Origin of the sequence: Burkholderia pyrrocinia, from assembly GCF_001028665.1 — a bacterium.
In the GTDB taxonomy this organism is placed as follows: domain Bacteria; phylum Pseudomonadota; class Gammaproteobacteria; order Burkholderiales; family Burkholderiaceae; genus Burkholderia; species Burkholderia pyrrocinia.
The window spans coordinates 3,429,006-3,452,153 of the sequence record NZ_CP011503.1 but is presented as its reverse complement, the minus strand read 5'-3'; the positions used below and the strand labels follow the sequence as shown (position 1 = coordinate 3,452,153).

Sequence of the window (23,148 nt, the reverse complement as noted above, 5' to 3'; positions counted from 1 at the left end):
GTACTTCAGGACGAGCAGCTCACTTCGAGCGACCCGGCCCAGTCCGGCGGCAACGCCGCGTATGCTTCATGCTCCGGTTGTTCGTCGAACGGCCGGCGCAGGATCTGCGCGAGCCGCTCGACTTCCGAAAAATCCTTTTCCTTCGCGCGCCGGATCGCGACTTCGGCCAGATGGTTGCGAAGCACGTATTTCGGGTTCACGCGGTTCATCGCGGCCGCACGTGCCGCGTCGTCGCGCGTTTCCTCGGACAGCCGCGCACGGTAGAGGTTCGCCCATGCATCGAACGCGTCGCGATCGATGAACAGGTCGCGCACGGGCGCGTCGCGGCTCGCGTCGTGCTTCGACAGTTGCGCAAGCCGGCGGAACGTCAGCGTGAAATCCGCGTGGCTCGCATGCATCGTCTCGAGCAGCTGGTTGGCGAGTTCGGCATCGTTCTCGCGTTCGAGCTCGAGGCCGAGCTTCGCGCGCATCGCGCGTTCGAGCGCGGGGCCGAAGCGTTCCGGAAATTTCGCGAGCACGGCCTGCGCGTCGTCCACCGCGCGCTCGGCGCGCGCATCGTCATCGGCGATGCCGTGCTGCAGCCCGATCAGCGGCAGCAGCGCCTGCGCGAGGCAGTAGCAGTTCCAGTGCGCGATGCGCGGCTGCATCCGGTACGCGTAGCGGCCGCTGTTATCGGAGTGGTTGCAGATGTGGTTCGCGTCGAACGCGTCGACGAAGCCGAACGGGCCGTAGTCGATCGTCACGCCGAGGATCGACATGTTGTCCGTGTTCATCACGCCGTGGCAGAAGCCGACGGCCTGCCATTGCGCGACGAGGTCGGCCGTGCGCAGCGTCGCGGTTTCGAGCAGCGCGAGGTACGGATCGTCCGCGTCGCGGCAATCCGGATAGAAGCGGTCGATCACGTGATCGGCGAGCTGGCGGAGCAGGTCGGGGCGATCGTTCGAGAAGAAGTGCTCGAAGTGGCCGAAGCGCACGAAGCTTTCCGACACGCGCGTGACGACGGCCGACGTCTCGATCTCCTCGCGGACCACCGGCTGGTCGGAACCGATCACCGTCAGCGCGCGCGTGGTCGGGATGCCGAGGTGATGCATTGCTTCCGAGCACAGGAATTCGCGGATCGACGAGCGCAGCACCGCGCGGCCGTCGCCCATTCGCGAGTACGGCGTACGACCGCTGCCTTTCAGTTGCAGTTCGTAGCGCCGGCCGTCCGTGCCGGCTCGCTCGCCGATCGTCAGCGCGCGGCCGTCGCCGAGCTGGCCGGCCCACACGCCGAACTGGTGGCCGGAATACACCGATGCGTACGGCATCGCGGTTGCGGGCCAGTCGCGCGTCGGGTTGCCGGCGAACAGTTCGGCGAAGCCGGGCTGCGCGGCGATCGACGCCGGCAGTTCGAGCAGTTGCGCGACTTCGTCGGAAAAGCCGACGACGTACGGCGCGGCAAGCGGCGCGGCCGGCAGCCGCGTATGAAACGCGTCGCCGAGCTGGACGAACGCGCCTTCGGCGGGCGCGCCGAGCGTGGCGGCGAGGTCGGGAAGGGTGTCAGCCGGATCGGCTGCGCTTCGGGAAAACGACATGTTGAGCGCCTCTGGGTAAGCCGATATTGTAAGGCGGCGCAGCGCCGCCCGCATGGCGGCCCGCGCACCGTGCGCCACGCCCGTCCGGGCCGCTGACGGGCGCACGCCGGTCTCACGACAACGCATGTGTGTTCCTGATGGAAACAGCCGCCGGGCTGGTCACCGATTCGCGTCCTTCCGGGAGAACAAGACGATGGGTAAGCCGTTGCTGGGCCAGATGATGGACGTGCCGTTGCTGGTGTCCTCGCTGATTGCGCATGCCGCGCGTCACGCGGGCGATACCGAGATCGTGTCGAAGCGCATCGAGGGCGATGTGCATCGCTACACGTACCGCGCTTGCGAACGCCGCGCGAAGCAGCTTGCGCAGGCGCTCGCGCGGCTCGGCGTCGAAACCGGCGACCGCGTCGGCACGCTGGCGTGGAACGGCTACCGGCATCTCGAGGCGTATTACGGGATCGGCGGGATGGGCGCCGTATGCCACACGATCAACCCGCGCCTGTTCCCCGAGCAGATCGCGTACATCGTCAATCACGCGGAAGACCGCTACGTCTTCTTCGACATCAATTTCGCGCCGCTGATCGACGCGATCGCGCCGCAATGCCCGCACGTGAAGGGCTGGGTCGCGATGACGGACGCCGCGCACCTGCCGTCCTGCGCGACGCCGTTGCTCTGCTACGAAACGCTCGTCGAAGCGGAGGACGGCCGTTACGACTGGCCGCGCCTCGACGAGCAGCAGGCGTCGGGGCTCTGCTACACGTCGGGCACGACCGGCAATCCGAAGGGCGTGCTGTATTCGCACCGCTCGACGGTGCTGCACGCGTACGGCGCCGCGCTGCCCGACGCGATGAACCTGTCCGCGATGGATGCGGTGCTGCCCGTCGTGCCGATGTTCCACGTCAACGCGTGGGGGCTGCCGTACGCGGTGCCGCTCACCGGCGGCAAGCTGGTGCTGCCCGGCAAGGATCTCGACGGGAAATCGCTGTACGAGCTGATGGAGGCCGAGCGCGTGACGTTCTCCGCGGGCGTGCCGACCGTGTGGCTCGGCCTGCTGAACTACATGCGCGAAGCCGGCGTGCGCTTCTCGACGCTGAACCGCACGGTGATCGGCGGCTCCGCGTGCCCGCCCGCGATGCTGCGCACGTTCGAGGACGAATACGGCGTGCGCGTGATTCATGCGTGGGGGATGACCGAACTGTCGCCGCTCGGCACGCTCGCGAAGCTCAACTGGGCGCAGTCGCAGCGGCCGCTCGACGCGCAGCGCCGGCTGCTCGAGAAGCAGGGGCGCGTGATCTGCGGCGTCGACATGCGCATCGTCGGCGAGGACGGCGCCGAGCTGCCATGGGACGGCGTCGCGTTCGGCGAACTGCAGGTGCGCGGGCCGTGGGTGATCGATCACTACTTTCGCGGCGACGCGTCGCCGCTGTCGGACGGCTGGTTCCCGACCGGCGACGTCGCGACGATTGACCCCGACGGCTTCCTGCAGATCACCGACCGCAGCAAGGACGTGATCAAGTCGGGCGGCGAGTGGATCAGCTCGATCGACATCGAGAACGTCGCGATTGCGCACCCGGGTGTGGCCGAAGCCGCATGCATCGCATGCGCGCACCCGAAATGGACCGAGCGCCCGCTGCTCGTCGTGGTGCCGCGCGAAGGCGCGAACCTGAGCCGCGACACGCTGCTCGCGTTCTACGAAGGGAAGGTCGCGAAATGGTGGATCCCCGACGACGTCGTGTTCGTCGAATCGCTGCCGCACACGGCGACCGGCAAGCTGCAGAAGCTGAAGCTGCGCGAGACGTTCCGCGATTACGTGCTGCCGACGGCGGTGTGCGAGCCGTAAGGCTGAGGCCCGGGCCGGCGACGGCCCGGGATCCGGTCGCCCGATCCGTCCCCGGGTCGGGATAAAAATTCAAATTGAACGACCGTGCTTTTCCGTTGTATGCTGCCTCCGTTCGATCCGGACATGCGGCCGTTCGACCGCGCACAATGAAGCGTCGCCACCCCGGCGCGCGATGCATGGAGGCAGGCAGATGGCAGTGGATTACTCGACTCGCGACGGCGTGGCCGTCCTTACGCTCAACAATCCGCCCGTCAACGGGCTCGGCCTGTCGACCCGCCAGGGCGTCATGGACGCGCTCGATCGCGCCGCGCAGGACCCGTCGGTCACGGCCATCGTGCTGACCGGCGCGGGCCGCGCGTTCTCGGGCGGTGCCGACATCACCGAATTCAATACGCCGAAGGCGCTGCAGGAGCCGACGCTGCACACCGTGATCCGAGCGGTGGAAGCGAGCGCGAAGCCCGTCGTCGCGGCGCTGCACAGCGTCGTGATGGGCGGCGGCCTCGAGCTCGCGCTCGGCGCGCACTACCGCGTTGCGGCACCCGGCGCGCAGGTCGCGCTGCCCGAAGTGAAGCTCGGCCTGCTGCCGGGCGCGGGCGGCACGCAGCGCCTGCCGCGCGCGGTCGGGCTCGAAACCGCGCTGAACATGATCGTGTCGGGCGCGCCCGTGCCGTCCGAGCAGCTTGCGAAGAGCGGGCTGTTCGACGAGATGGCCGACGGCGACCTGCTCGATGCGGCCGTCGCGTTCGCGCGCAAGGTCGGTGCGCAGAAGGGGCCGCATCCGCGCGTGCGCGATCGCAAGATCGTCCACGAGAACGCTGCAGGCTTCATCCAGTTCGCACGCAATTCCGCGCGGGCCGCCGCGCCGAACTTCCCCGCGCCGCACAAGTGCATCGACGCGATCGAAGCCGGCGTGCTGAACGGTTTCGACAAGGGCAGCATCGCCGAGCGCGAGGGTTTCGTCGCGCTGATGATGACGCCGGAAAGCCGCGCGCTGCGCCATGCATTCTTCGGCGAGCGTGCGGCGAGCAAGATTCCCGACGTGCCGGCCGATACGCCGCTGCGCGAGATTCGCCGCGTCGGCGTGATCGGCGCGGGCACGATGGGCGGCGGGATCGCGATGAACTTCGTCAACGCAGGCCTGCCCGTCACGCTGCTCGAGACGAAACAGGACGCGCTCGAGCGCGGCGTCGCGACGATCCGCAAGAACTACGACGCGCAGGTGAAGAAGGGCAAGCTCACACAGGAAAAGCTCGACGCGCGCATGGCATTGATCACGCCGACGCTGTCCTACGACGACCTGAAGGATGCGGACCTGATCGTCGAGGCCGTGTTCGAGGAACTCGGCGTGAAGGAGCTGGTGTTCAGGAAGCTCGACGAAGTCGCGAAACCGGGTGCGATCCTCGCGTCGAACACGTCGACGCTCGACGTCGACAAGATCGCGGCGTTCACGAAGCGTCCGCAGGACGTCGTCGGCATGCACTTCTTCAGCCCGGCGAACGTGATGAAGCTGCTCGAGGTCGTGCGCGGCGCGCAGACCTCGAAGGACGTGCTCGCGACCGTGATGGCGGTGGCGAAGAAGATCCGCAAGACGGCGGTCGTGTCGGGCGTGTGCGACGGCTTCATCGGCAACCGGATGATCGAGCAGTACATCCGCCAGGCGCTCTTCATGCTCGAGGAAGGCGCGCTGCCCGCGCAGGTCGATCGCGCGATCGAGAAGTTCGGTTTTGCGATGGGGCCGTTCCGGATGAGCGACCTCGCCGGAAACGATATCGGCTGGGCGATTCGCAAGCGCCGCTACGTCGAGAAGCCCGATCTGCAGTATTCGAAGATCGCCGACCGCCTGTGCGAGCAGGGCCGCTTCGGCCAGAAGACGGGCGCCGGCTGGTACGACTACGTGCCGGGCGAGCGCAAGGCGAAGCCGTCGTCGCTGGTCGACGAGATGGTCGTCGCGTATTCGAAGGAGCGCGGCGTCGAGCGGCGCAAGATCGGCGACGACGAGATCGTCGAGCGGCTCGTGTTCGCGCTCGTCAACGAAGGCGCGAAGATCCTCGAAGAGAAGATCGCGTCGAAGGCGTCCGACATCGACATGGTCTACCTGACCGGCTATGGCTTCCCGCTGTGGCGTGGCGGCCCGATGCTGTACGCGGACATGGTCGGCCTCTACAACGTCGAGCGCGCGATTCGCCGCTACGCGGCCGCGCCGAACGGCGACGCATGGCAGCTCGCGCCGTCGATCGCGGAGCTCGCGAAGGCCGGCCGCGGGTTCAACGGCTGACGATGTCGCACGACGGTGCGACCGATTCCACCAGGAGAAACGCGATGAAACGCACCGACGACGTACTGCTCGTGATCGACGTGCAATACGACTTCATGCCGGGCGGCGCGCTCGCGGTGCCGGACGGCGACGCGGTCGTGCCGGTGATCAACGCGCTCGCGCAGCGCTTCGACCAGGTCGTGCTGACGCAGGACTGGCACCCGCGCGAGCACGTGTCGTTCGCGGCGAACCATCCGGGCCGCGAGCCGTTCTCGACGCTCGCACTGCCGTACGGCGAGCAGGTGCTGTGGCCCGTGCACTGCGTGCAGGACACCGACGGCGCGGCGCTGCATCGCGACCTCGACATCCCGCAGGCGCGGCTCGTGATCCGCAAGGGCGGCGACGCGCAGGTCGACAGCTATTCCGCGTTCGTCGAAGCCGATCGCACGACGCGCACGGGGCTCGCGGGCTATTTGCGCGAACTCGGCGCGAAGCGCGTGTGGTGCTGCGGGCTCGCGACCGACTATTGCGTCGCGTGGTCGGCGCTCGATGCGCGCGCGGCCGGTTTCGAAGCCGCGGTGATCAACGATGCGTGCCGCGCGATCGACCTGAACGGGTCGCTCGCGCACGCATGGCAGCAGATGCAGGCAGCGGGCGTCGCACATGTGACGTCCGCGGGCGCGCGCCCGACGGCGTAGCGCATTCCCCATCCGATTCAGGACATGAAGCAGGACCGAAGGAGACTCGCATGACCGAAGCCGTAATCGTATCGACCGCACGCACGCCGCTCGCGAAATCCTGGCGCGGCGCATTCAACATGACGCACGGCGCGACGCTCGGCGGCCACGTGGTCGCGGCCGCGCTCGAACGCGCGAAGCTCGACCCCGCGCGTGTCGAGGACGTGATCATGGGCTGCGCGAACCCCGAAGGCGCGACCGGTGCGAACATCGCGCGGCAGATCGCGCTGCGCGCGGGGCTGCCGGTGACCGTGCCCGGGATGACGGTGAACCGTTTCTGCTCGTCGGGGCTCCAGACCATTGCACTGGCTGCGCAGCGGATCATCGCGGGCGAAGGCGACGTGTATGTCGCGGGCGGTGTCGAATCGATCTCGTGCGTGCAGAACGAGATGAACCGGCACATGGTCCAGGAGAGCTGGCTCGTCGAGCACAAGCCCGAGATCTACTGGAACATGCTGCAGACGGCCGAGAACGTCGCGAAGCGCTACGGGATCTCGAAGGAGCGGCAGGACGAGTACGGCGTGCAGTCGCAACTGCGGGCCGCGGCCGCCCAGGAAGCCGGGCGCTTTCGCGACGAGATCGTGCCGATCACCGTGCTCGCGGGTATCGCCGACAAGGCGACGGGCCGCCTGTTCACGAAGGAAGTGACCGTATCGGCCGACGAAGGCATCCGTCCCGACACGACGCTCGAAGGCGTGTCGAAGATCCGTTCGGCCGTGCCGGGCGGCGTGATCACCGCCGGCAACGCGAGCCAGTTCTCGGACGGCGCGTCGGCGTGCGTCGTGATGAGCGCCGACGCCGCGCAGCGCGAAGGGCTGCAGCCGCTGGGCGTGTTCCGCGGCTTCGCGGTGGCCGGTTGCGAGCCGGACGAGATGGGCATCGGCCCCGTGTTCGCGGTGCCCAAGCTGCTGAAGCAGGCAGGGCTGAAGGTCGACGACATCGGCTTGTGGGAACTGAACGAAGCGTTCGCGGTGCAGGTGCTGTACTGCCGCGACACGCTCGGGATTCCTGAGGACCGCCTGAACGTGAACGGCGGCGCGATCGCGGTCGGCCATCCTTACGGCGTGTCGGGCGCGCGCCTGACGGGCCATGCGCTGATCGAAGGCAAGCGCCGCGGCGTGAAGTACGTGGTCGTCACGATGTGCATCGGCGGCGGCCAGGGCGCGGCCGGCCTGTTCGAAATCATCTGATTTTTGGCCGGTGGCGGCCGCGGTTTCGCTTCGGCGAGGCTCGCGGCCGCGACGCGAATCGGCGTGGCAGGACTGCCATTCCGAACAGTCGAGAAGCAAAAGCATGCTTTCGGCAATGCCGTTTCCCCTTACTTGTCAAACGAATTGCCCCACCTATACTTGCTCTGACATTTGCCTTTCGGCACGATGGGCAGGATCATGCTTCGCACGATCCGTGCCGCGAAGGTTCGAACCAACGCAGCAGACCGACCGGGGACCGAATGAGTACGACCTATGCAGCCGGGGAACCGCCGCGCGTCGTCAGCGCGGCCGCGAGGCTCTACGCGAAATGCCTGCTGATCGGTTTCGCGTTGCTGCCTGCCTATCTGATCGCCTATCTGTGGTTCTTCAGCGACCCGCACGTCGTGTTCGAGAGCCACGCGTTCCATGAAATCGCGATTGCGGCAGCGACCCTCGAGGGCGCGTTCGTCACCTATGTGACGTGGGTGTGCTACCGGTCGTCCGGCGAGCCGCTGCTGCGCTGGCTGACGCTCGGCTTTCTCGGCTTCGCGATGATCTATTCGCTGCACGGTGCGTTCACCGGGATGGCGCACCACAATATCTGGCTGTTCCTGCTGTACGGGCCCGCGTCGCGGCTCGTGATGTCGATCCTGCTGCTCACGGGCCTGATGTCTTATTCGCTTCCGCCCGATCGCATCGAGAAGCGCACGAGCGTGCGGACGTGGCTGCCGTGGATCGTATTCTTCTTGATCGTCAATGTGGCCGTGGCGTACATCGCGTATTCGCCGGTTGCGGGCGCGCTGGGCACGCGGCTGTCGATGGAGGGCGGCGCGCTCGTGTTCTCGCTGTTGAACGTCGGCGTGCTGCTCGCGCGGCGGATCCGCTCGCCGTTGATGGTGATCTACGGCGTGTCGATCATGGCGTTCGCGCTGTCGTCGCTCGCGTTCATCCTCGGCAAGCCGTGGAATCACATGTGGTGGCTTGCACATGCGATTTTCGCGGGCGGCTTCTTCCTGCTCAGCTATGGCGTCGTGCAGGCGCTGCAGACGACGCGCTCGTTCTCGGCGATCTACCGCCAGGAAGACCTGATGAGCCGGCTGTCGGAATCGATGGCGCGCACCGAGAGCGCGCTGCAGGAACTGCGGCGCACGAACCAGAAGCTCGAGTACATGGCCGCGACGGATCCGATGACGGGCGCATCGAACCGCCGGCAGTTCATCGCGCAGGTCGAGCGCGAGATGGTCCGGGCCGAGCGCGACGGCACGCCGTTTTGCCTGCTCGCGCTCGATCTCGACAATTTCAAGAACATCAACGATGCGTACGGGCACCAGATCGGCGACGAGGTGCTGCGCGGTGTCGTGCGCCAGTGCCTCGAGGCGATCCGCCCGGCGGGCGGGCTCGCGCGGGTCGGCGGCGAAGAGTTCATGGCGCTGCTGCCGGAGATGCCGCTCGAGGGCGCCCGGATGACGGCCGAGCGCGTGCGCTCGTCGATCGCGAGTTCGCCGTTCGGGCTGGACTTCAAGCGCGTGCAGGTGACGGTCAGCGTCGGCGTCGCGCAATACGGGGTCGACGGCAGCACGGTCGATGCGTTGCTGCGGGTGGTCGACGAGCGGCTGTACCAGGCGAAGCGGGAAGGGCGGAACCGGGTCGTGTCGCGGTGACGCGTGCGGTATCGGGACGGGTCGCGCACGGCCCGTCGAAGTCGGCTGCCTACGGTGCGAGCAACGGCGGAATCGCCGCAAGCATCGCATCGATTGCCACCCTCAGCTTGTACGGCAGGAACCGCGTCGCGGGCCACACCACATGCATCGGCGTGCCGGCCGACGGCACGTGTTCCAGCACGCGCACCAGCGCCCCCGTGCGCAACGCGTCGCGCACGAGCCATTCGGGCAGGTGAACGAGCCCCGCGCCGCGCATGGCGGCCGCGACCAGGCTGTCGATGTCGTCGAAGCCGAGCCGGTAATGCAGCGCGGGTTGCACGACACGACCGTCCGGCCCGGCCAGCGTCCACGGATTCGCGCGGCCGCCGTGCAGGTAGACGATGCAACGATGGGCGGCAAGTTCGTCCGTACTGCGCGGCGTGCCCCGCGTGCGCAGGTACGCGGGCGACGCACAGACCGCCATCGATTGCATGCCGAGCGGCCGCGCGATCAGCGTATCGCTGTCGGGCAGTGCACCGCTGCGAATGGCGAGATCGACGCCTTCGTCCGCAAAGTCGACGACGCGATCGGTGAAATGCCCTTCGACCTGCAGTTGCGGATGCTGCGCCGCCAGATCGAGCAGCAGCGGCGTTACGTGATGGCGGCCGAACACGACGGGCGCGCTCACGCGAATCCGCCCTGTCGCCTCGTTGCGGCCCGCTTCGAGCACGTGCTGCGCGGCATTGAGCTCCTCCAGCGCCTGCGCGCACCGTTCGTAGAACGCGTGGCCGTCGTCGGTCAGAGCTAGGCTGCGCGTGGTCCGCACGAACAACCGCGTCCCGAGCCGCGCTTCGAGCCGGCCGATCGCCTTTCCGACTGCCGAGCGGGTCTGTCCGAGCCGGGCGGCCGCCTGCGCGAAGCTGCCGGCGTCGACGGCAGCGACGAACGCGCTGATGCCGGCCAGCCTGTCGTGCGAGATTGGTTCCATTTTGTCTACTATAGGTCGATTAATTCGCGCCACATGGTGACTGCGGGAATCATTATCCTGCCGATTCCACTGTTTTCGTTATCGGAGTCGCCATGTCGTCACTCATGTATCGCTGGCAATCGCCGGCATTCGGCCGCCAACACCTGCAACTCGCGACCGTGCCCGTTCCGGCGCCGGGCCCGCGCGATGTGCTGGTGCGCGTGGACGCGGTCGCGCTGAACTATCGCGACCTGCTGGTGCTGCGGGACGGGATGGGGATGACCGTGCCGTTCCCGCTGGTGCCCGGTTCGGACATGCGCGGCGAGGTCGTCGCGACGGGGGCCGACGTGACGGATTTCGCGCCCGGCGACGCAGTGATCAGCACGTTCTTCACCGGCTGGCAGGACGGCCTCCAGCCGCGCGGCAGCGTGCCGCTCGGCGTGCCGGGGCCGGGGATGCTGTCGGAGTACGTGGTGCTCGGCGCCGATTCGCTGGTGGCCGCGCCGCGCACGCTCGACGCCGCGCAGGCCAGCACGCTCACCTGCGCAGGGTTGACCGCGTGGTATGCGCTGGCCGATGCGTCGACGACGCGGCCGGGCGATACGGTGGTCGTGATCGGCACGGGCGGCGTTGCATTGTTCGCCGTGCAGATCGCCAGCGCACAGGGCGCGCGCGTGATCGTCGTGTCGGGCAGCGACGAGAAGCTCGAGCGCGCGAAGCGGCTCGGCGCGCACGACGGGATCAACCGCACGCGGACGCCGGACTGGGCCGCCGAAGTGCGCGCGCTGACCGGCGGACGCGGCGCCGATCACGTGCTGGAACTCGCGGGCGCGGACAATTTCGGGCGTTCGCTGTCGTCGCTCATGCAGGGCGGCCGCGTGTCGGTGATCGGCAATCTGGGCGGCGATGCGCTGACGACGTCCGTGTATCCGCTGCTGACGGGGCGTGCGACCGTGCAGGGGATCGGCGTCGCGCACCGGCGCGCACTCGAGGATCTCGTGCGCGCGGTGGACTGGCTGAAGCTGAAGCCGGTGGTCGAGCGCGAGTATGCGTTCGATGCGCTGCCGGCCGCGCTCGACCATCTCGAACGCGGCGCGTTCGGCAAGGTGGTCGTGCGGATGCGTTGAGCGGCGTCGCACGCACCGAAGCCCCGGGATGAGACGGCCCCGGGGCTTTTGCGTGTTCCGCGTGCGATGCGCTATCGCGACGCGACGGCCGCCGTGCCGGTCGGCTGCGCGTCCTGCATCCGCTGCGACGCCTGCCACCAGTACTTGCCCGCGCGCTGCTGCGGATCGCGGATCGCGAGATACGTCGTACTCCAGAGCTGCGCCGCGTTGGCTTCGGTCGCATCCGCGCTGCGCGTGCCGAATGCATCGGTCCGGTACTGGCCGTTCACGTAGGACCACGTCCACATCTCCGACGTGCGCATGTCGCGTCCGTTCGAGATCACCTGCCAGATCGTCTGCCGCGCCTGCGTGAGCAACGCCCGGGTTGTCGCCGACAGATCCTGGCGCGCGAGCTGGCGATCGAGCCCGGCCACCCACATCGCCTGCTGCCACGACCAGATGACCGTGCCGTGATACGCGGAGCTCGTGAACTTCGGCCACAGCGACGGGTTCGCATACGCCGGGTTCGCGATCAGCATCCCGGCATCGGTCACGAGCCCGGTCGGGAACGGCCGCGTGACGTCGGTGACGATTCGCTGGAGCGCGTCGTCCGGCGGCGTGCCGAACAGCAGCGCGAAGCCGCCGTCGGAATTCATCACCGGAATCGGGTTGCCCTGCTGATCGAGCGACAGCGCGTAGAACGACAGCGGCGCACTCGGCGCGGCACCGGCCGGCACGCCGGCGGACGGCGCATAGGCCGACACGTCGGTGGCCGCCTGCGCGGCCGGTACGCTGACCTGGAACAGCGGCGGCGCCTGAGTTTCCCACCTGGCGGCTTCGTTCGCCGTGTCGGCGAGCGCCGCGCGCTGCCCGGCATCCAGGTACGGATCGAGCAGGCCGCGCGTGAGGAACGCGTTCGCCGCGCGCAACGCTGCCGGCACGAGCACCGCGTTGACGTCGTACGGGTAGACGCCGCCGCCGAGCCCGTCGGTGCTGTCGCGCCAGTTGCCGACGATCTCGCCGGGCCGCAGGTGGATCAGGTTCGCGACCGACGGCTGCTGCGCGAACGGCTGCGCGGTCGCCGCGACGTGCAGCAGGTTGACGACCAGGCGGCTGCCGTTGGTCTGCCCGTCGCTGCCGCGCTGCGCCAGATAGGCGGCCGCGCGGGCCTGGCCGCGCGTATCGTCGATCAGCCATGCGGCCGCGATCGGCGCGAGCAGGTAGTCGCTGTCGATCATCTTGTAGTCGTAGGTCGGCGTCGGATCGTTCGGCCGCCCGTTCTTCTGGTTGTCGACCAGCGCGAATTCGCCGATGCCTTCCTCGTGCGCGACCTTGCCGTCCACCGACAGGCGGCTCAGCACCGACGACAACCCGGCCTCGATCGCCGCGGGTTCGAGCACGGGCATCAGCATGCGCACCGAGATCAGCGTATCGCGGCCGAAGTACGTGTCGTACTGCCACGAGCCGGCCAGCAGCTTGTCGTGGAAGCTCAGGAATTCGAGCACGTTCTGGCTGACCGGATCGGGGTTCACGGACGGCGCGAGAAGATCGGCGCGCGTGATCGGCGACAGCGGCGTCTCGCCCGACAACGCATCGACATGCAACTTCAGCGTGTGCGAGCCCGCCGGTGCGCGCAGCACGAGCTTGCCGCCCGCTGCCGGCGCGATGCTGCCGCCGTCGCGCAGCGTGATCCGCAGCGCGTAACCGGGCGCGCCGTCGATCCGGTCGCGCTGCCATTGCGCGGCGCTGCCCTGGATCGTCGGCGCCGTGACGATCTGCTGCGGAATCGTCGCGCCGCCGTTGAAGTCGCGCAGGAAGCGCACGTTGCTGAGTACGCCCTGGCGGATCGTCAGCGTGTCGGTGTCCACCGACACGTCGGCGCCGATACCGTACAGCGGGCGGCCGTGCGTGTCGGGAGCCGACAGCGCGGACGGCGGCGTGTCGAGGCTCCAGTTCACCGGCTGCGCGGTGTCGTCGAACCACAGCCCGGTGCCGCTGTTGCCGGCAGGGAAGACCACGAGCAGGCGCGGTTTCGTCGACGAGCGCGCCAGCAGGTGCGCGGCGACCTTGTCCTGCCGGTAGAACGCATTGATCTGGCCGCCGGTGTCCATGCGGAACGACAGCGCGGCGTGGTTCGACGGCGTGCGGCTCGACCGGATGTCGTCGTCGTCGTGGCATGCGGCGAGCAGGCCGGCGCAGACGAACCCGAGACACAGCGACTTCGCAAGACGATGCATGTTGATGTCCCTCCTGGTGACTGGCGATTATTATCGGAATGGTCGAATGAACGGATCTTCTGTCCGTTTCGTTATGTGCTATGGACATTCGGGGAATGCCCGAAATCAGTCGGGATGCGGTGCTTCTGCAATAAGCGAATTGCGTGGCAAATAAGCGAGAGGCTGATCAGTGCCGAAAACTCAACTGGCAGAGGGCGTCTCCCCGGTGCGGCGCGGGGAAAGTCTCCGGGATGGCCTTCGCACGGGCGAATGGCGATTCGTGTGCGGCGGTAGAAAATAAAACGTAAGCCGTCGTAGGGGATTCTAAATTTGCGGGAAAGTTGGAGTCAATAATGTTTTCGAGATTTTCTGATATTCGATTGAAATGGTGGTCGCAATTATTGCCCGACGAGTCGGTAAAATATGCGATTTAATGAGGTTGGATAATGGAATTGCGATATCCGGTGGCGAAATAATTGGCAATGACGTTTCAATCCGGCGATTGATGCCTGACAGGAATTGAATCGTCGCGTGTGTGCCGGCCGCCGTTTGCGCGGATCGCGCCGTCGAGTGCCGACGCGGTGAAAAAGTGCGTATCGTCGCCGGAAAGGTCGGGCGATAGCCGATTCGATACGCGCTTTTTCCGAGCGTGGCTCCGGGCGAAAAATTGCGCATCGTGGAGTGCCAGGGCGGGCGCGGCACGGATTCCAACGAACAGGTGACGGTGTTCGCGAGACTTGCTCGACGGCAGATGTCTGCGGTCGGCCATGAAGCGACATTGAAGGTGACGCCTGATCCAACGTTCGTCGGTCCGTCACCTGTGAAAAAGCGGCCGTCCGTACTTCGCCGATACATGAGTCGGCATAGCCCGAGTTTCTCGCTACTGCTATGCGGGCAGAAGACCAGCAACGCGATAGCTTTCAATCAGCCCGTCATAGAGAGAAATATCCGAGCGACTCCTGGCAATGAGCTGAGCGCCGGCGACGGCCGCGAAGATGGCGCGAGCGCGCGGTTCGCTATCCTCGGAGCTGACCACGGCCGCGGCGGATAGCACCCGGCTCAGCCACGCAACATTCACATCGGCAAAGGTCTGGACCTCTTTCGTCACCGTTTCCGGCAGGTCATCAGATTCCGCGGCCATGAAGCTGCAGAGGCACATGCGATTGCCACTCTCGAGCGCCTTGCGAAACGTATCGGGATAGTGGCGCAGGCAGTCGATCGGATCCGCGGATTCGGCCAAAAGCGCATCCAGGGTAGCTGCCGAGTTCTCCCAATAACGCCTCGTCACCGCTGCGCCGAGATCGGCCTTGCTTGCGAAGTGATGGTAGATGCTCGCAGCCTTGATGCCGACATCCTCGGCGAGATCACGATAATTCAAGCCGCTGTAGCCGTGCGCCTGCGCAATCTTGGTGGCAGCCACCAGGATTCGCTCCCTGGAGTTCAAGCCTGAATCGTTCTTCACTACTACCGCCTCCGCAAACGGGGATGACTGTTGACATAGGGGAGTATAGCCTCTACCGTAAACCTAACGAACGTTAGGTAGTCAATGTGGACAATACCTCCCCATTTTGTCCGATCCCATGTAACAGTGCGCACAGCGAGGCAAGCATGACTTCCGGCACCATTGATTTTGACGTCACCACGATCCCGATCATGACGATTTACGATTTTCCCGAAGGGCCTTATCCGACACGCGTCCGTATCGCCCTGGCCGAGAAAAATCTGCAATCGCGCGTCGAGTTCGTGATGGTCGATCTTTACGAGGGAGAGCACAAAAGGCCCGAGTTCATCGCCGAGAAAAACTACTCGGGCACGCTGCCGGTCCTCGAACTCAACGACGGAACCTGCATCGCCGAATGCACCGCCATTACCGAATACCTCGATACGCTCGATGGCGCACCGACGCTGACCGGCAGGACACCGCTCGAAAAGGGCGTGATCCACATGATGAGCAAGCGCGCCGAGCTGGAGGTGCTCGATGCCATCAGTGTCTATTTCCACCATGCCACGCCAGGGCTTGGGCCCGACGTCGAGCTCTATCAGAACGCCGAATGGGGGTTTCGTCAGCGCGACAAAGCCCTGAGGGGCATGCGCTACTTTGATGGCGTTCTGAAAAAGCAGCTGTTTGTCGCCGGGGATGCCTTCTCGATGGCCGACATCACTCTCATTGGCGGCCTGGTCTTTGCGTCGATCGTGAAGCTGCCCGTGCCTGCAGAGTGCGAAGCCCTTCTTGCTTGGTACACGAGAATGCGGGAACGCCCGAGCGTCAAGAATCAGCCGGCGTTCGCCTGAAATCGCAGCCGTGGCCGACCGTCATCTATGATCGACCAATCTTTGGTTGCAAAGCCAAGGCGACCGGTCTGCTCGACTTCGACGACTGGTCTACGCAATCGATGCAGGATGGCCAGACGACGCCAGCTCTTCACCAAGCCGAAGACTGTGTTGATCCGGAAGTTGATCCGGTCAACGCTGCTGCAGCGTACGATCTGCACATTGTCTTTCACGGGCAATCGCGAACGTACTGGAGCGTTCCCGGCGCGGGGAGAGATAGCCCGTCTCCCCTGCAGGTTTTTGGCTCCCGCTTGTCCGCTGAACTACAAGAAGCCGTCGTTCAGCCGCCGTGAAGGTCAACGGCCGTTCAGAGTTGCGGATTCAACCGTTCGCCCGCCAGCGAGCCTGGCGTCATCGCATGCGAATTGCATGAGTTGACATGGGGGCCCGTGGCGGTCGTTCCGTCGGATCGAATGAACGCTACGAAACGGGCACTGAACGTTCGGATACCGCCCATGAGCATGCGCCGCGATCCGATCCGGGGATGCGCCACAACCGACGCTCTGGTGATCGCAATGGCGAGTGATTCAGGGAGATTGATCCACGGGAACCAGCATCATCGCCTTACCACCCAATTTCGGGGCAAGTTTCTGCTGCATTGCCACCACCGCAGGAAGCGGGCGCCACGCCACGGTCACGCTGTCGCCAAGGCCCTCATCGTTTAGATGCAGGTGGTCCACGCCATCGATGACTTTGTCGCCGAGTCTGATAGTGGAGACAGCGACAAAGTCGGCACCTTCGCGAATGAGGAACCTCGGTTCGAAGGCGTCCACAGTGCCAAAAAGGTGGGTGAGGACATCTGCGACGCGCCCCTTCCCTTCGAAGGGAGCGGGAGCGATCGGGCTACGGAGGATGACGTTATCTGCCAGGTGGGCCTTGATCCCTTCGACGTCGCGCCTGCCCATGGCTTCGAGGTAAGCGTCGAGATGTTCAGTAGTGTTAATGAATCCTCTCCTGATAGAACCGGCGCGCTGGCTCCGCGCGGTCAATTGGCGAAATGATGGTGACCCTGACGTTCGATACCGTCACTCAGTGCCCCAGGGCTTGGAAAAGCGCGACCGGTATCCCCCAGGGGCCAAGCCGCGTTTCGATTCCATCGTAAGGAGCGTCCGTCTTACGTCCGAAGGTGAGGTGTTCCTGGAACGGTGCGGACGAATCTTCGAGGAAGTTCGGACTCCTACGGGGAAGCTGTATCAATGGCCGCTGCTGCATTCGATATTCACAGCATCAGGCTCGTCACTGCCTTTGACAATGGTGTGCAACAGCCTGGACGCTATGCTTTATATGGCTCTGGCTGGGCGCGGGATCACATGCGTGCCTGCGCAGACCATTTTCTCCATGGGTCGCAGCGTTCGGCGACCGACAGGAGCCACATATACCCAGGGTTCTTCGACGTTTCAGAATTGGATCATCTGCTCCAATTTTTCCGTCTTCCGTGTGCATGAGCTTGTAGGCGCATCGCATGGACGGCACGGAATCGACGCTCCACGATTCAAGTCTGAAACATTACCCATCTTGCCCCATTTTAATTCGCCACGATGTAATTGGCCACCCTCATGCCACAAGCGAGGGCGACCGATGGTGCGCATTTTGCTTATTCGCTGATCGTGTACGGGGGCGTGCATGTGGGAAGAAGCAAGTTGTGTCGCGCAGGGTTAGGGAGCACTTCCCTTTGCGCGTTCGATGTCGACGGAATCATGAGCAGCGTCGGTGCATATGCGGTCGCACCAATCGGAAAGGACGGACCGCATCAAATGCTGCGCGGATTGGTGGTCATTTGATCTGTCTGGAGAAGAATTTTGAGGGCGTTGAGCAGTGTGCCAATTTTTCTACGCGGGGAAGAAAAATCATGAATCGACAATACTGGAAGAAGCAACGGGGTGTTGCAGCAGTTGAATTTGCATTGGTTCTCCCTTTGCTGCTGTTGATTCTGTTCGGCATTATCGAGTTCGGACTTGTAATGTTCGATCAAGCCGTTATCACAAACGCGAGCCGTGAAGGTGCGCGAGCAGGGGTTGTTCTTAAAACCCCCAAAGCGACCACAACCGATATTCAGAACGTCGCCCTCAACTACTGCCAAAGCCATCTGATCAGCTTGGGCAGCACGTCAGCGCCGACTGTCTCCGTTCCGTCGGGTCAAGGTGGCAGTTTTGGCACACCGCTCACTGTTACGGTCACGTACAAATTTACTGGACTGGCTTTGGGTTCCTGGATCGGTCCGATAAGCAAGCTGCTGACTTTGACGGCTACCACTGTCATGAACAACGAATGAGGAGCCGGTCATGGATCGCACTCACTCACATCGTGTACAGGTACCTTGCTCGTCCCGAAAGACGATGTACGCCCGCTGCGCTTTGAAGAGCCGTCGAAACCAGAGAGGTGCGGTAGCGATAACCGTCGCTTTCTTGATGTCGATACTGCTCGGTTTTGCTGCCCTCGCAATCGATGTCGGTTACCTCTTTGTTGTCCGGAATGAACTTCAGAACGCAGCCGATGCTGCTGCGCTGGCTGGTGCGCCATGTCTCTACCCGCGGGCGCAATGCGGTAATCCAAAAGCCACGGCTCCGGATTGGGCAACGGCCCAAGCGCAGACCGTGCAGGGTGTCTCGTTAAACAAGTCGTCGAACAAAACGCTGACGGGATATACGTCCGACGTCTCGTACGGTTACTGGGACGTTACTGGTAACGTCAAGGGCCTTCAAACCTCGATGCCGCCTTCGCCGGCCGTCGGCAAGCCTGCAGTGCAGGTGGTTGTCAGTCGCTCTGGAGCGAAGAATGGCGGCGGCGTTCCTTCTTTTCTGGCGAGGCTTTGGGGTTTCCAGTCTGTACCCGAGAACGCCGTGGCTGTCGCGGTCATTTCGGACCCCGGAAACGTTGGCTCCGGTGCATTATTCCCGGTTGCACTGACGAAATGCATGTATGACCAGTACTGGGATTCGACGAACGGAAAACCCAAAGTTGCAACATCCACGACGCCACCTGGCTCGGGGCAGCCAAACCAAACGGTCGGACAACCGTACACCTTTTATGTGACCTCGTCCTACCATGCTGGCCCCTGCGAGGCGGGTCAATGGACGACTTTCGATACAACCGCCAACGATGTGCCGACCGTGCGCAACTTGATATCCAACGGTAATCCGGATCCAGCATCAATTGGATCGCCAAGTGGTGTTTGCTCGACACCAGACGCAACATGCACCTATATCCAGCCCGGCACGAAGACGACGCTGTATACGTCCGTCAACGACTGTAGCGCGGCCGGCAATAAAGCTTGCGAATATGTAATGGTCCCGATTGTTCAGGATCTCACGACAAAGTCCTACGAGCGGATCCTTGCATTTGCGTGTGTGCACATTGACCAAGCAGTCGGCGGAAGCGGGAAATACATTCAAATGGAGATGAGCAACAATCCGGACAAATGCCAGACATCAGGAGCGGGCGGTGTCGGGCCTTACTATGGAGCGCTTACGCCTGCACGGCTGGTCGAATGAACTGAAGGAGACCCAAGACATGTCGATGGGCCCGCGAGACTCCGAGCGTCTGCCTCACTGTGCCTCTTCGAAAAAGGCTCGACGCTTCAGAAAGGCCGCACTCGTGACGGCGTTGGTGATCGTGCTGATTGTCGATTTGGGACTGTTGGCGGCCGATCTTGCCATACGTAGAGGAAGCCTTGAAAAGTCCGATAAGCGTCCCGAGCGTTCCGATGCTGTGCTTCGGGTGCCGACGTTGAGAGCGCATGGTACGTCAATGATGTACTACGTTTCGAGCGCGCGGAATTGTGAACTTATCGTCTCGTAAGGTTGCACAGTTGGCCCGCGGGATCAATGGATTCCCGTGTTGAGCCGTGTCCCGGGGGAGGGTGCCGGGCACGGCTCTCTTTTTGTCTATAAATAAATCTGCTGACGTTCACCTAGAATAGTAATCGACTTGAATCTGTAGTTTTCATCGAATTTTGACCCACGTTATTGAATGTCCCGGTCAACCTTTGAACTGCACCGGGAAATCATCAAAAGAACGAACAGGGGTAAGCATGGATGATCGCTACGTAACGATTGAACACGAACTGGCGCATGTGACATGCGCCCTTCAAACCCTTTCTGAGAAACGTGACGAGTTTCCGCTCGGGACGGTCATCGGCGATCCAGTATATTGGCGCGTGAGACTTCAGTCGATTCGCGTTATGGCCGAACGCTACAACCACCTGAAGCTCCGAGATCGTGCTGATGAACTGCTTGTCGTGGTCTCGAAGCTGCAATATTGGGTTCCTTGATATTGCGGTGTCGGGCCTGGCCACTAAGTGTGCCCATGTGCCCGGGAAAGTTGCTTTGGTGGTCGAGTTGACCGGCGGTTGTGAAGGGTAACCATGGAGCGTGCCTTGGCACCAGTTGCTCTAGATCGGCGGCACCAGCTTCGCTCGGCCTAGCCGTCTGCTCGCAAGACTGGGTTTCGATCAGGTCATAAGATAGCGGACAATCGACGCACGGATTGTGCGCGTCTTTCGAGGACTAGACAATATTCAGGGTACGCTTGCCAAGAGGCATGTGAAGCGAGCCTCCCCGGTCACGTGTCGAGCTGCCTTAAGGTGCGCCATGGCTTTCTATTTGGCAGCATGTCAGATGGGGCGAATGTACTGCTGACTCACAACGGAATTGGACGAGGATTGCGACATATGCGACGTACTGCATCGCGACACCGAAGAGCAATTTCTATTGCCCGACGCCCTGGGACAGGCCAGCCGCAACACGGCTCGGTTGCGCTTTTCTTCCTTCTGTTCCTCATACCGCTTCTATCATTTGGCGCCCTGGCGATCGATATCGCCTGGATCTCTGTTGTCAAAAATGAGTTGCAGAACGCTGCGGATGCGGCCGCGCTGGCTGGCGCAGCCAAACTGACCTCTGCAGGTGGAACAGCGCTGAATTGGTCGCAAGCTGCGGCCGCCGCCAATAATGCTGTTGCGCTTAATCGGGCTGCTGGGGCAGCACTGTCAACGGGGACCATAACCACAGGCTACTGGAATTTGACACGAAGCCCGTATGGAATGCAGTCAACAGCGATTACGCCAGGCACTTACGATGCGCCAGGTGTGCAAGTCACCATCTCTCGTACGGCGAACGTTAATGGCGGCCAGATTCCGTTGCTTCTGGGGCGCCTGCTAGGTATCCCCGGCGCGTCCGGGAGTGCGACTGCCGTGGCTGTTGTTACATCGCCAGCCACGATAGGCGCCGGGGGCGTGTTTCCCGTTGCAGTGGATCAGTGCGTGTACGGCCTGTACTGGAACTCGGCGACAAACCAGCCGCTTGTGAACCCGCTGACCGGCAGTCCCTATGAGCTTCTGATAACCAACGGGCAATTGTATGGCGCGTCGTGCATTGCGGGTACATGGACGTCATTCACGACCAATGCCAACGATGTGCCGACCTTGGCCGGCCTAATGGAAACGGGAAACTCGGAACCGCTGAGCATCGGCGACAGCATCTACCTCGCTCCCGGTACAAAGACCGCTCTCTACAATTCGGTCCCCGTTGGTGCGACCGTGGTATTGCCTGTAGTGGCGCAAAGCGCGACAAAGTCTTACGTACCTATTGTCGCGTTCGCCGCGTTTCAAATCGACGCTTCTGTTGGCGGCAGCGGTAAATATATCCTCGGCCATTTCGTCGCGGGCTACAGGTCGAAGGCCGCCGTCAGCGGGAGCGGGCCGAATTATGGTGTCTATGGCTCACCGACGCTTGCATTGTAATCGAGGGCTATCAGGCTCTTGCCCACAAGCGTAATCGAATACAAAGAGACGTGGGCGTCATGGCTGCAAGCACCCAATTCGTGCATTTCAGCGTAGGCGTTGGCGTAACTTCCGTCGTGAGGCCCTGTCACATAAGGCGGAGGTACTGCTGCATCATCGGGCATTGTCTATAGTCCCGTTGAGTGCCGCGCCGGCCAATGCCTCTGTTTCGAGCTGAGTAAGCAAGTCGCCCAAACTTGCATCATTTCTCGGCGATCCGGCAGATATTTCGCGTGATTGTATGTCGAGCGCGTCTTGTCCTTGTCCTTGTGTGAAAGCTGCATTTCAACAACTTCGTCTTTCCAACCCATTTCGTGAAGCTGTGTGGACGCGGTTGCTCGAAAGTCGTGACCCGTAATCGGTTGAGGGTTATCAGGGACCATATAGTCGATCGCTCTGTTGATCGTCGCTCGACTCATATGGGGTAGCTTCCGGTTGCGGTGAAGGATCGGCAGGACGTAGCCGCGATTACCATACATCTCCTGCAACTCGCGCAGCAGGCTCAATGCTTGTCGAGGCAACGGAACGATGTGTAGCCGCCGAGACTTGATCTTCTCCGCCGGGACCTTCCATTCAGCAGCACCCAGATCAATCTCTTCCCATCGCGCCCGACAAAGCTCGATCGTGCGGGGAAAGAGCATCATCAGTAACCGTATCGCGATCACGGTTCGCTTGCTCTTGTAGGTTGGGAGCTGCCGGAATATCGCATTCAGCTCGTCGCGACTCAGCGCACGTGCGTTCTCAGTCGGTGGTTTTACGACCGATCCACGCAATACCGATGCGGGATCTGTATCGGCTCGCAGTGTGATTACCGCATACTGGAACACGTTGGACACGTACTGGCGCAGTTTGATCGCTACGGCAGGGGAGCCACGCTCTTCGACCCGACGCATCAAAGCAAGCACGTCGTGCGCGGTAACAGAGCGCATGGGGCGGTTCCCGATGTACGGATACGCATCGGCTTCGAGCATGCGCAGAATCTCGCCAAAGTGCCGCTCGGTCCAAGTCTTCCGCTTCTTCTCCAGCCACTCGTCGCTGACGACGCGGAAAGTTGCTTTGCCTTCGTTGATGCGCGCGGACAGCACTTCCTGCCGCGCGTGAGACGGGTGCAGTCCCTTCTTGACGAGCGCACGGGCATCGTCGCGTGCCGCGGGTGCGTCTTGAAGGCTGATGGCGGGGCATTCGCCGATCGCGAACAGATTCTCCTTCCCGGCAATCCTGTATCGGTATCGCCAGAGCTTCGAGCCGGACGGATTCACCAACAGATACAGTCCATTGCCGTCGGCAAGTTTGGTAGGCTTGTCGCCTGCCTTCGCTTGTCGGATCTTGACGTCGGTAAGTGGTGCGGTGAAAAAGCGGGTATCGTCGTTGGAAGATTGAAATGACGCCCGCTTTGTTACCCGCTTTTTTCCCGGCCCGGCGCGATCTCTGACGAACGCGAGCGAACGGCGGAAGGGCGTAGAAAGCCCAACTGGCAAGGGTTACAGGCGAATCGCCGAACCAACACGAACAGGAGCAAC

General features: G+C 63.4%; 19 protein-coding genes. 11 read left to right on the top strand and 8 right to left on the bottom strand.

Annotation, left to right across the window (positions count from 1 at the left end; all coding sequences use genetic code 11):
• Window positions 1-5: 5 nt before the first annotated feature.
• On the bottom strand, window positions 6-1,574 hold the full coding sequence (locus ABD05_RS15735; protein WP_047900919.1) for a protein adenylyltransferase SelO: 1,569 nt from the start codon (window positions 1,572-1,574) through the stop codon (window positions 6-8).
• Window positions 1,575-1,767: 193 nt separating this feature from the next.
• Between ABD05_RS15735 and ABD05_RS15730 the strand changes: the two genes are divergently transcribed.
• The 5 genes from ABD05_RS15730 to ABD05_RS15710 all read left to right on the top strand — a co-directional run bounded on the left by ABD05_RS15730 (window position 1,768) and on the right by ABD05_RS15710 (window position 9,253).
• Window positions 1,768-3,411, top strand: coding sequence for a 3-(methylthio)propionyl-CoA ligase (locus ABD05_RS15730; RefSeq protein WP_047900918.1), 1,644 nt, complete (start codon window positions 1,768-1,770; stop codon window positions 3,409-3,411).
• A 190-nt stretch (window positions 3,412-3,601) separates the two neighbouring features.
• Complete coding sequence (locus ABD05_RS15725) at window positions 3,602-5,686, top strand: 3-hydroxyacyl-CoA dehydrogenase NAD-binding domain-containing protein (protein ID WP_047900917.1); 2,085 nt, start codon at window positions 3,602-3,604, stop codon at window positions 5,684-5,686.
• 44 nt (window positions 5,687-5,730) lie between these two features.
• The gene (pncA, locus tag ABD05_RS15720; protein WP_047900916.1) at window positions 5,731-6,363 is read left to right on the top strand and encodes a bifunctional nicotinamidase/pyrazinamidase; all 633 of its coding nucleotides are present in this window, start codon (window positions 5,731-5,733) and stop codon (window positions 6,361-6,363) included.
• A 50-nt stretch (window positions 6,364-6,413) separates the two neighbouring features.
• Window positions 6,414-7,592 (top strand): acetyl-CoA C-acyltransferase, encoded by a 1,179-nt coding sequence (locus ABD05_RS15715; protein ID WP_047900915.1) that lies wholly within the window; start codon window positions 6,414-6,416, stop codon window positions 7,590-7,592.
• 260 nt (window positions 7,593-7,852) lie between these two features.
• A complete protein-coding gene (locus ABD05_RS15710; protein WP_047900914.1) occupies window positions 7,853-9,253 on the top strand; it encodes a sensor domain-containing diguanylate cyclase in 1,401 nt (466 codons plus the stop codon).
• A gap of 49 nt (window positions 9,254-9,302) precedes the next feature.
• Here the strand turns inward: ABD05_RS15710 and ABD05_RS15705 are convergent, their stop codons facing one another.
• Window positions 9,303-10,220: a LysR family transcriptional regulator gene (locus tag ABD05_RS15705; protein WP_047900913.1), complete on the bottom strand. Its 918-nt coding sequence runs from the start codon at window positions 10,218-10,220 to the stop codon at window positions 9,303-9,305.
• Between the two features lie 92 nt (window positions 10,221-10,312).
• On the opposite strand from ABD05_RS15705, the gene ABD05_RS15700 reads away from it, so the two are divergent.
• Window positions 10,313-11,326 carry a zinc-dependent alcohol dehydrogenase family protein gene (locus ABD05_RS15700; protein WP_175804798.1) on the top strand — a complete coding sequence of 338 codons (1,014 nt, stop codon included), beginning with the start codon at window positions 10,313-10,315 and terminating at the stop codon, window positions 11,324-11,326.
• A 71-nt stretch (window positions 11,327-11,397) separates the two neighbouring features.
• Here the strand turns inward: ABD05_RS15700 and ABD05_RS15695 are convergent, their stop codons facing one another.
• The 3 genes from ABD05_RS15695 to ABD05_RS15690 all read right to left on the bottom strand — a co-directional run bounded on the left by ABD05_RS15695 (window position 11,398) and on the right by ABD05_RS15690 (window position 14,983).
• Window positions 11,398-13,542: a hypothetical protein gene (locus tag ABD05_RS15695; RefSeq protein WP_047900911.1), complete on the bottom strand. Its 2,145-nt coding sequence runs from the start codon at window positions 13,540-13,542 to the stop codon at window positions 11,398-11,400.
• A 303-nt stretch (window positions 13,543-13,845) separates the two neighbouring features.
• Window positions 13,846-14,445, bottom strand: a complete 600-nt coding sequence (locus tag ABD05_RS37590) for a hypothetical protein (protein WP_148669089.1) — start codon at window positions 14,443-14,445, stop codon at window positions 13,846-13,848.
• Window positions 14,408-14,983: a TetR/AcrR family transcriptional regulator gene (locus ABD05_RS15690; protein WP_047900910.1), complete on the bottom strand. Its 576-nt coding sequence runs from the start codon at window positions 14,981-14,983 to the stop codon at window positions 14,408-14,410. The genes ABD05_RS37590 and ABD05_RS15690 overlap by 38 nt, the downstream gene beginning before the upstream one ends.
• Before the next feature lie 146 nt (window positions 14,984-15,129).
• Between ABD05_RS15690 and ABD05_RS15685 the strand changes: the two genes are divergently transcribed.
• Window positions 15,130-15,813 (top strand): glutathione S-transferase, encoded by a 684-nt coding sequence (locus ABD05_RS15685; protein ID WP_047900909.1) that lies wholly within the window; start codon window positions 15,130-15,132, stop codon window positions 15,811-15,813.
• On the opposite strand, the gene ABD05_RS37585 is transcribed toward ABD05_RS15685, so the two are convergent.
• Complete coding sequence (locus ABD05_RS37585; RefSeq protein ID WP_141684933.1) at window positions 15,795-16,025, bottom strand: hypothetical protein; 231 nt, start codon at window positions 16,023-16,025, stop codon at window positions 15,795-15,797. The two genes, ABD05_RS15685 and ABD05_RS37585, sit on opposite strands and share 19 nt — an antisense overlap.
• Window positions 16,026-16,379: 354 nt before the next feature.
• On the bottom strand, window positions 16,380-16,841 hold the full coding sequence (locus tag ABD05_RS15680; RefSeq protein WP_208457035.1) for a nuclear transport factor 2 family protein: 462 nt from the start codon (window positions 16,839-16,841) through the stop codon (window positions 16,380-16,382).
• A gap of 860 nt (window positions 16,842-17,701) precedes the next feature.
• Between ABD05_RS15680 and ABD05_RS15670 the strand changes: the two genes are divergently transcribed.
• The 4 genes from ABD05_RS15670 (at window position 17,702) to ABD05_RS15655 (ending at window position 21,589) form a co-directional block, all read left to right on the top strand.
• Window positions 17,702-18,124, top strand: coding sequence for a TadE/TadG family type IV pilus assembly protein (locus ABD05_RS15670; protein ID WP_047901251.1), 423 nt, complete (start codon window positions 17,702-17,704; stop codon window positions 18,122-18,124).
• 136 nt (window positions 18,125-18,260) lie between these two features.
• On the top strand, window positions 18,261-19,343 hold the full coding sequence (locus ABD05_RS36195; RefSeq protein WP_238594083.1) for a pilus assembly protein TadG-related protein: 1,083 nt from the start codon (window positions 18,261-18,263) through the stop codon (window positions 19,341-19,343).
• Between the two features lie 539 nt (window positions 19,344-19,882).
• Window positions 19,883-20,122, top strand: coding sequence for a hypothetical protein (locus ABD05_RS36190; protein WP_082146110.1), 240 nt, complete (start codon window positions 19,883-19,885; stop codon window positions 20,120-20,122).
• A 399-nt stretch (window positions 20,123-20,521) separates the two neighbouring features.
• Window positions 20,522-21,589 (top strand): pilus assembly protein TadG-related protein, encoded by a 1,068-nt coding sequence (locus ABD05_RS15655; protein WP_082146109.1) that lies wholly within the window; start codon window positions 20,522-20,524, stop codon window positions 21,587-21,589.
• Between the two features lie 167 nt (window positions 21,590-21,756).
• Here ABD05_RS15655 and ABD05_RS15650 read toward each other — a convergent pair whose 3' ends face one another.
• Window positions 21,757-23,106 (bottom strand): tyrosine-type recombinase/integrase, encoded by a 1,350-nt coding sequence (locus tag ABD05_RS15650; protein ID WP_053059943.1) that lies wholly within the window; start codon window positions 23,104-23,106, stop codon window positions 21,757-21,759.
• Between the last annotated feature and the right edge of the window lie 42 nt (window positions 23,107-23,148).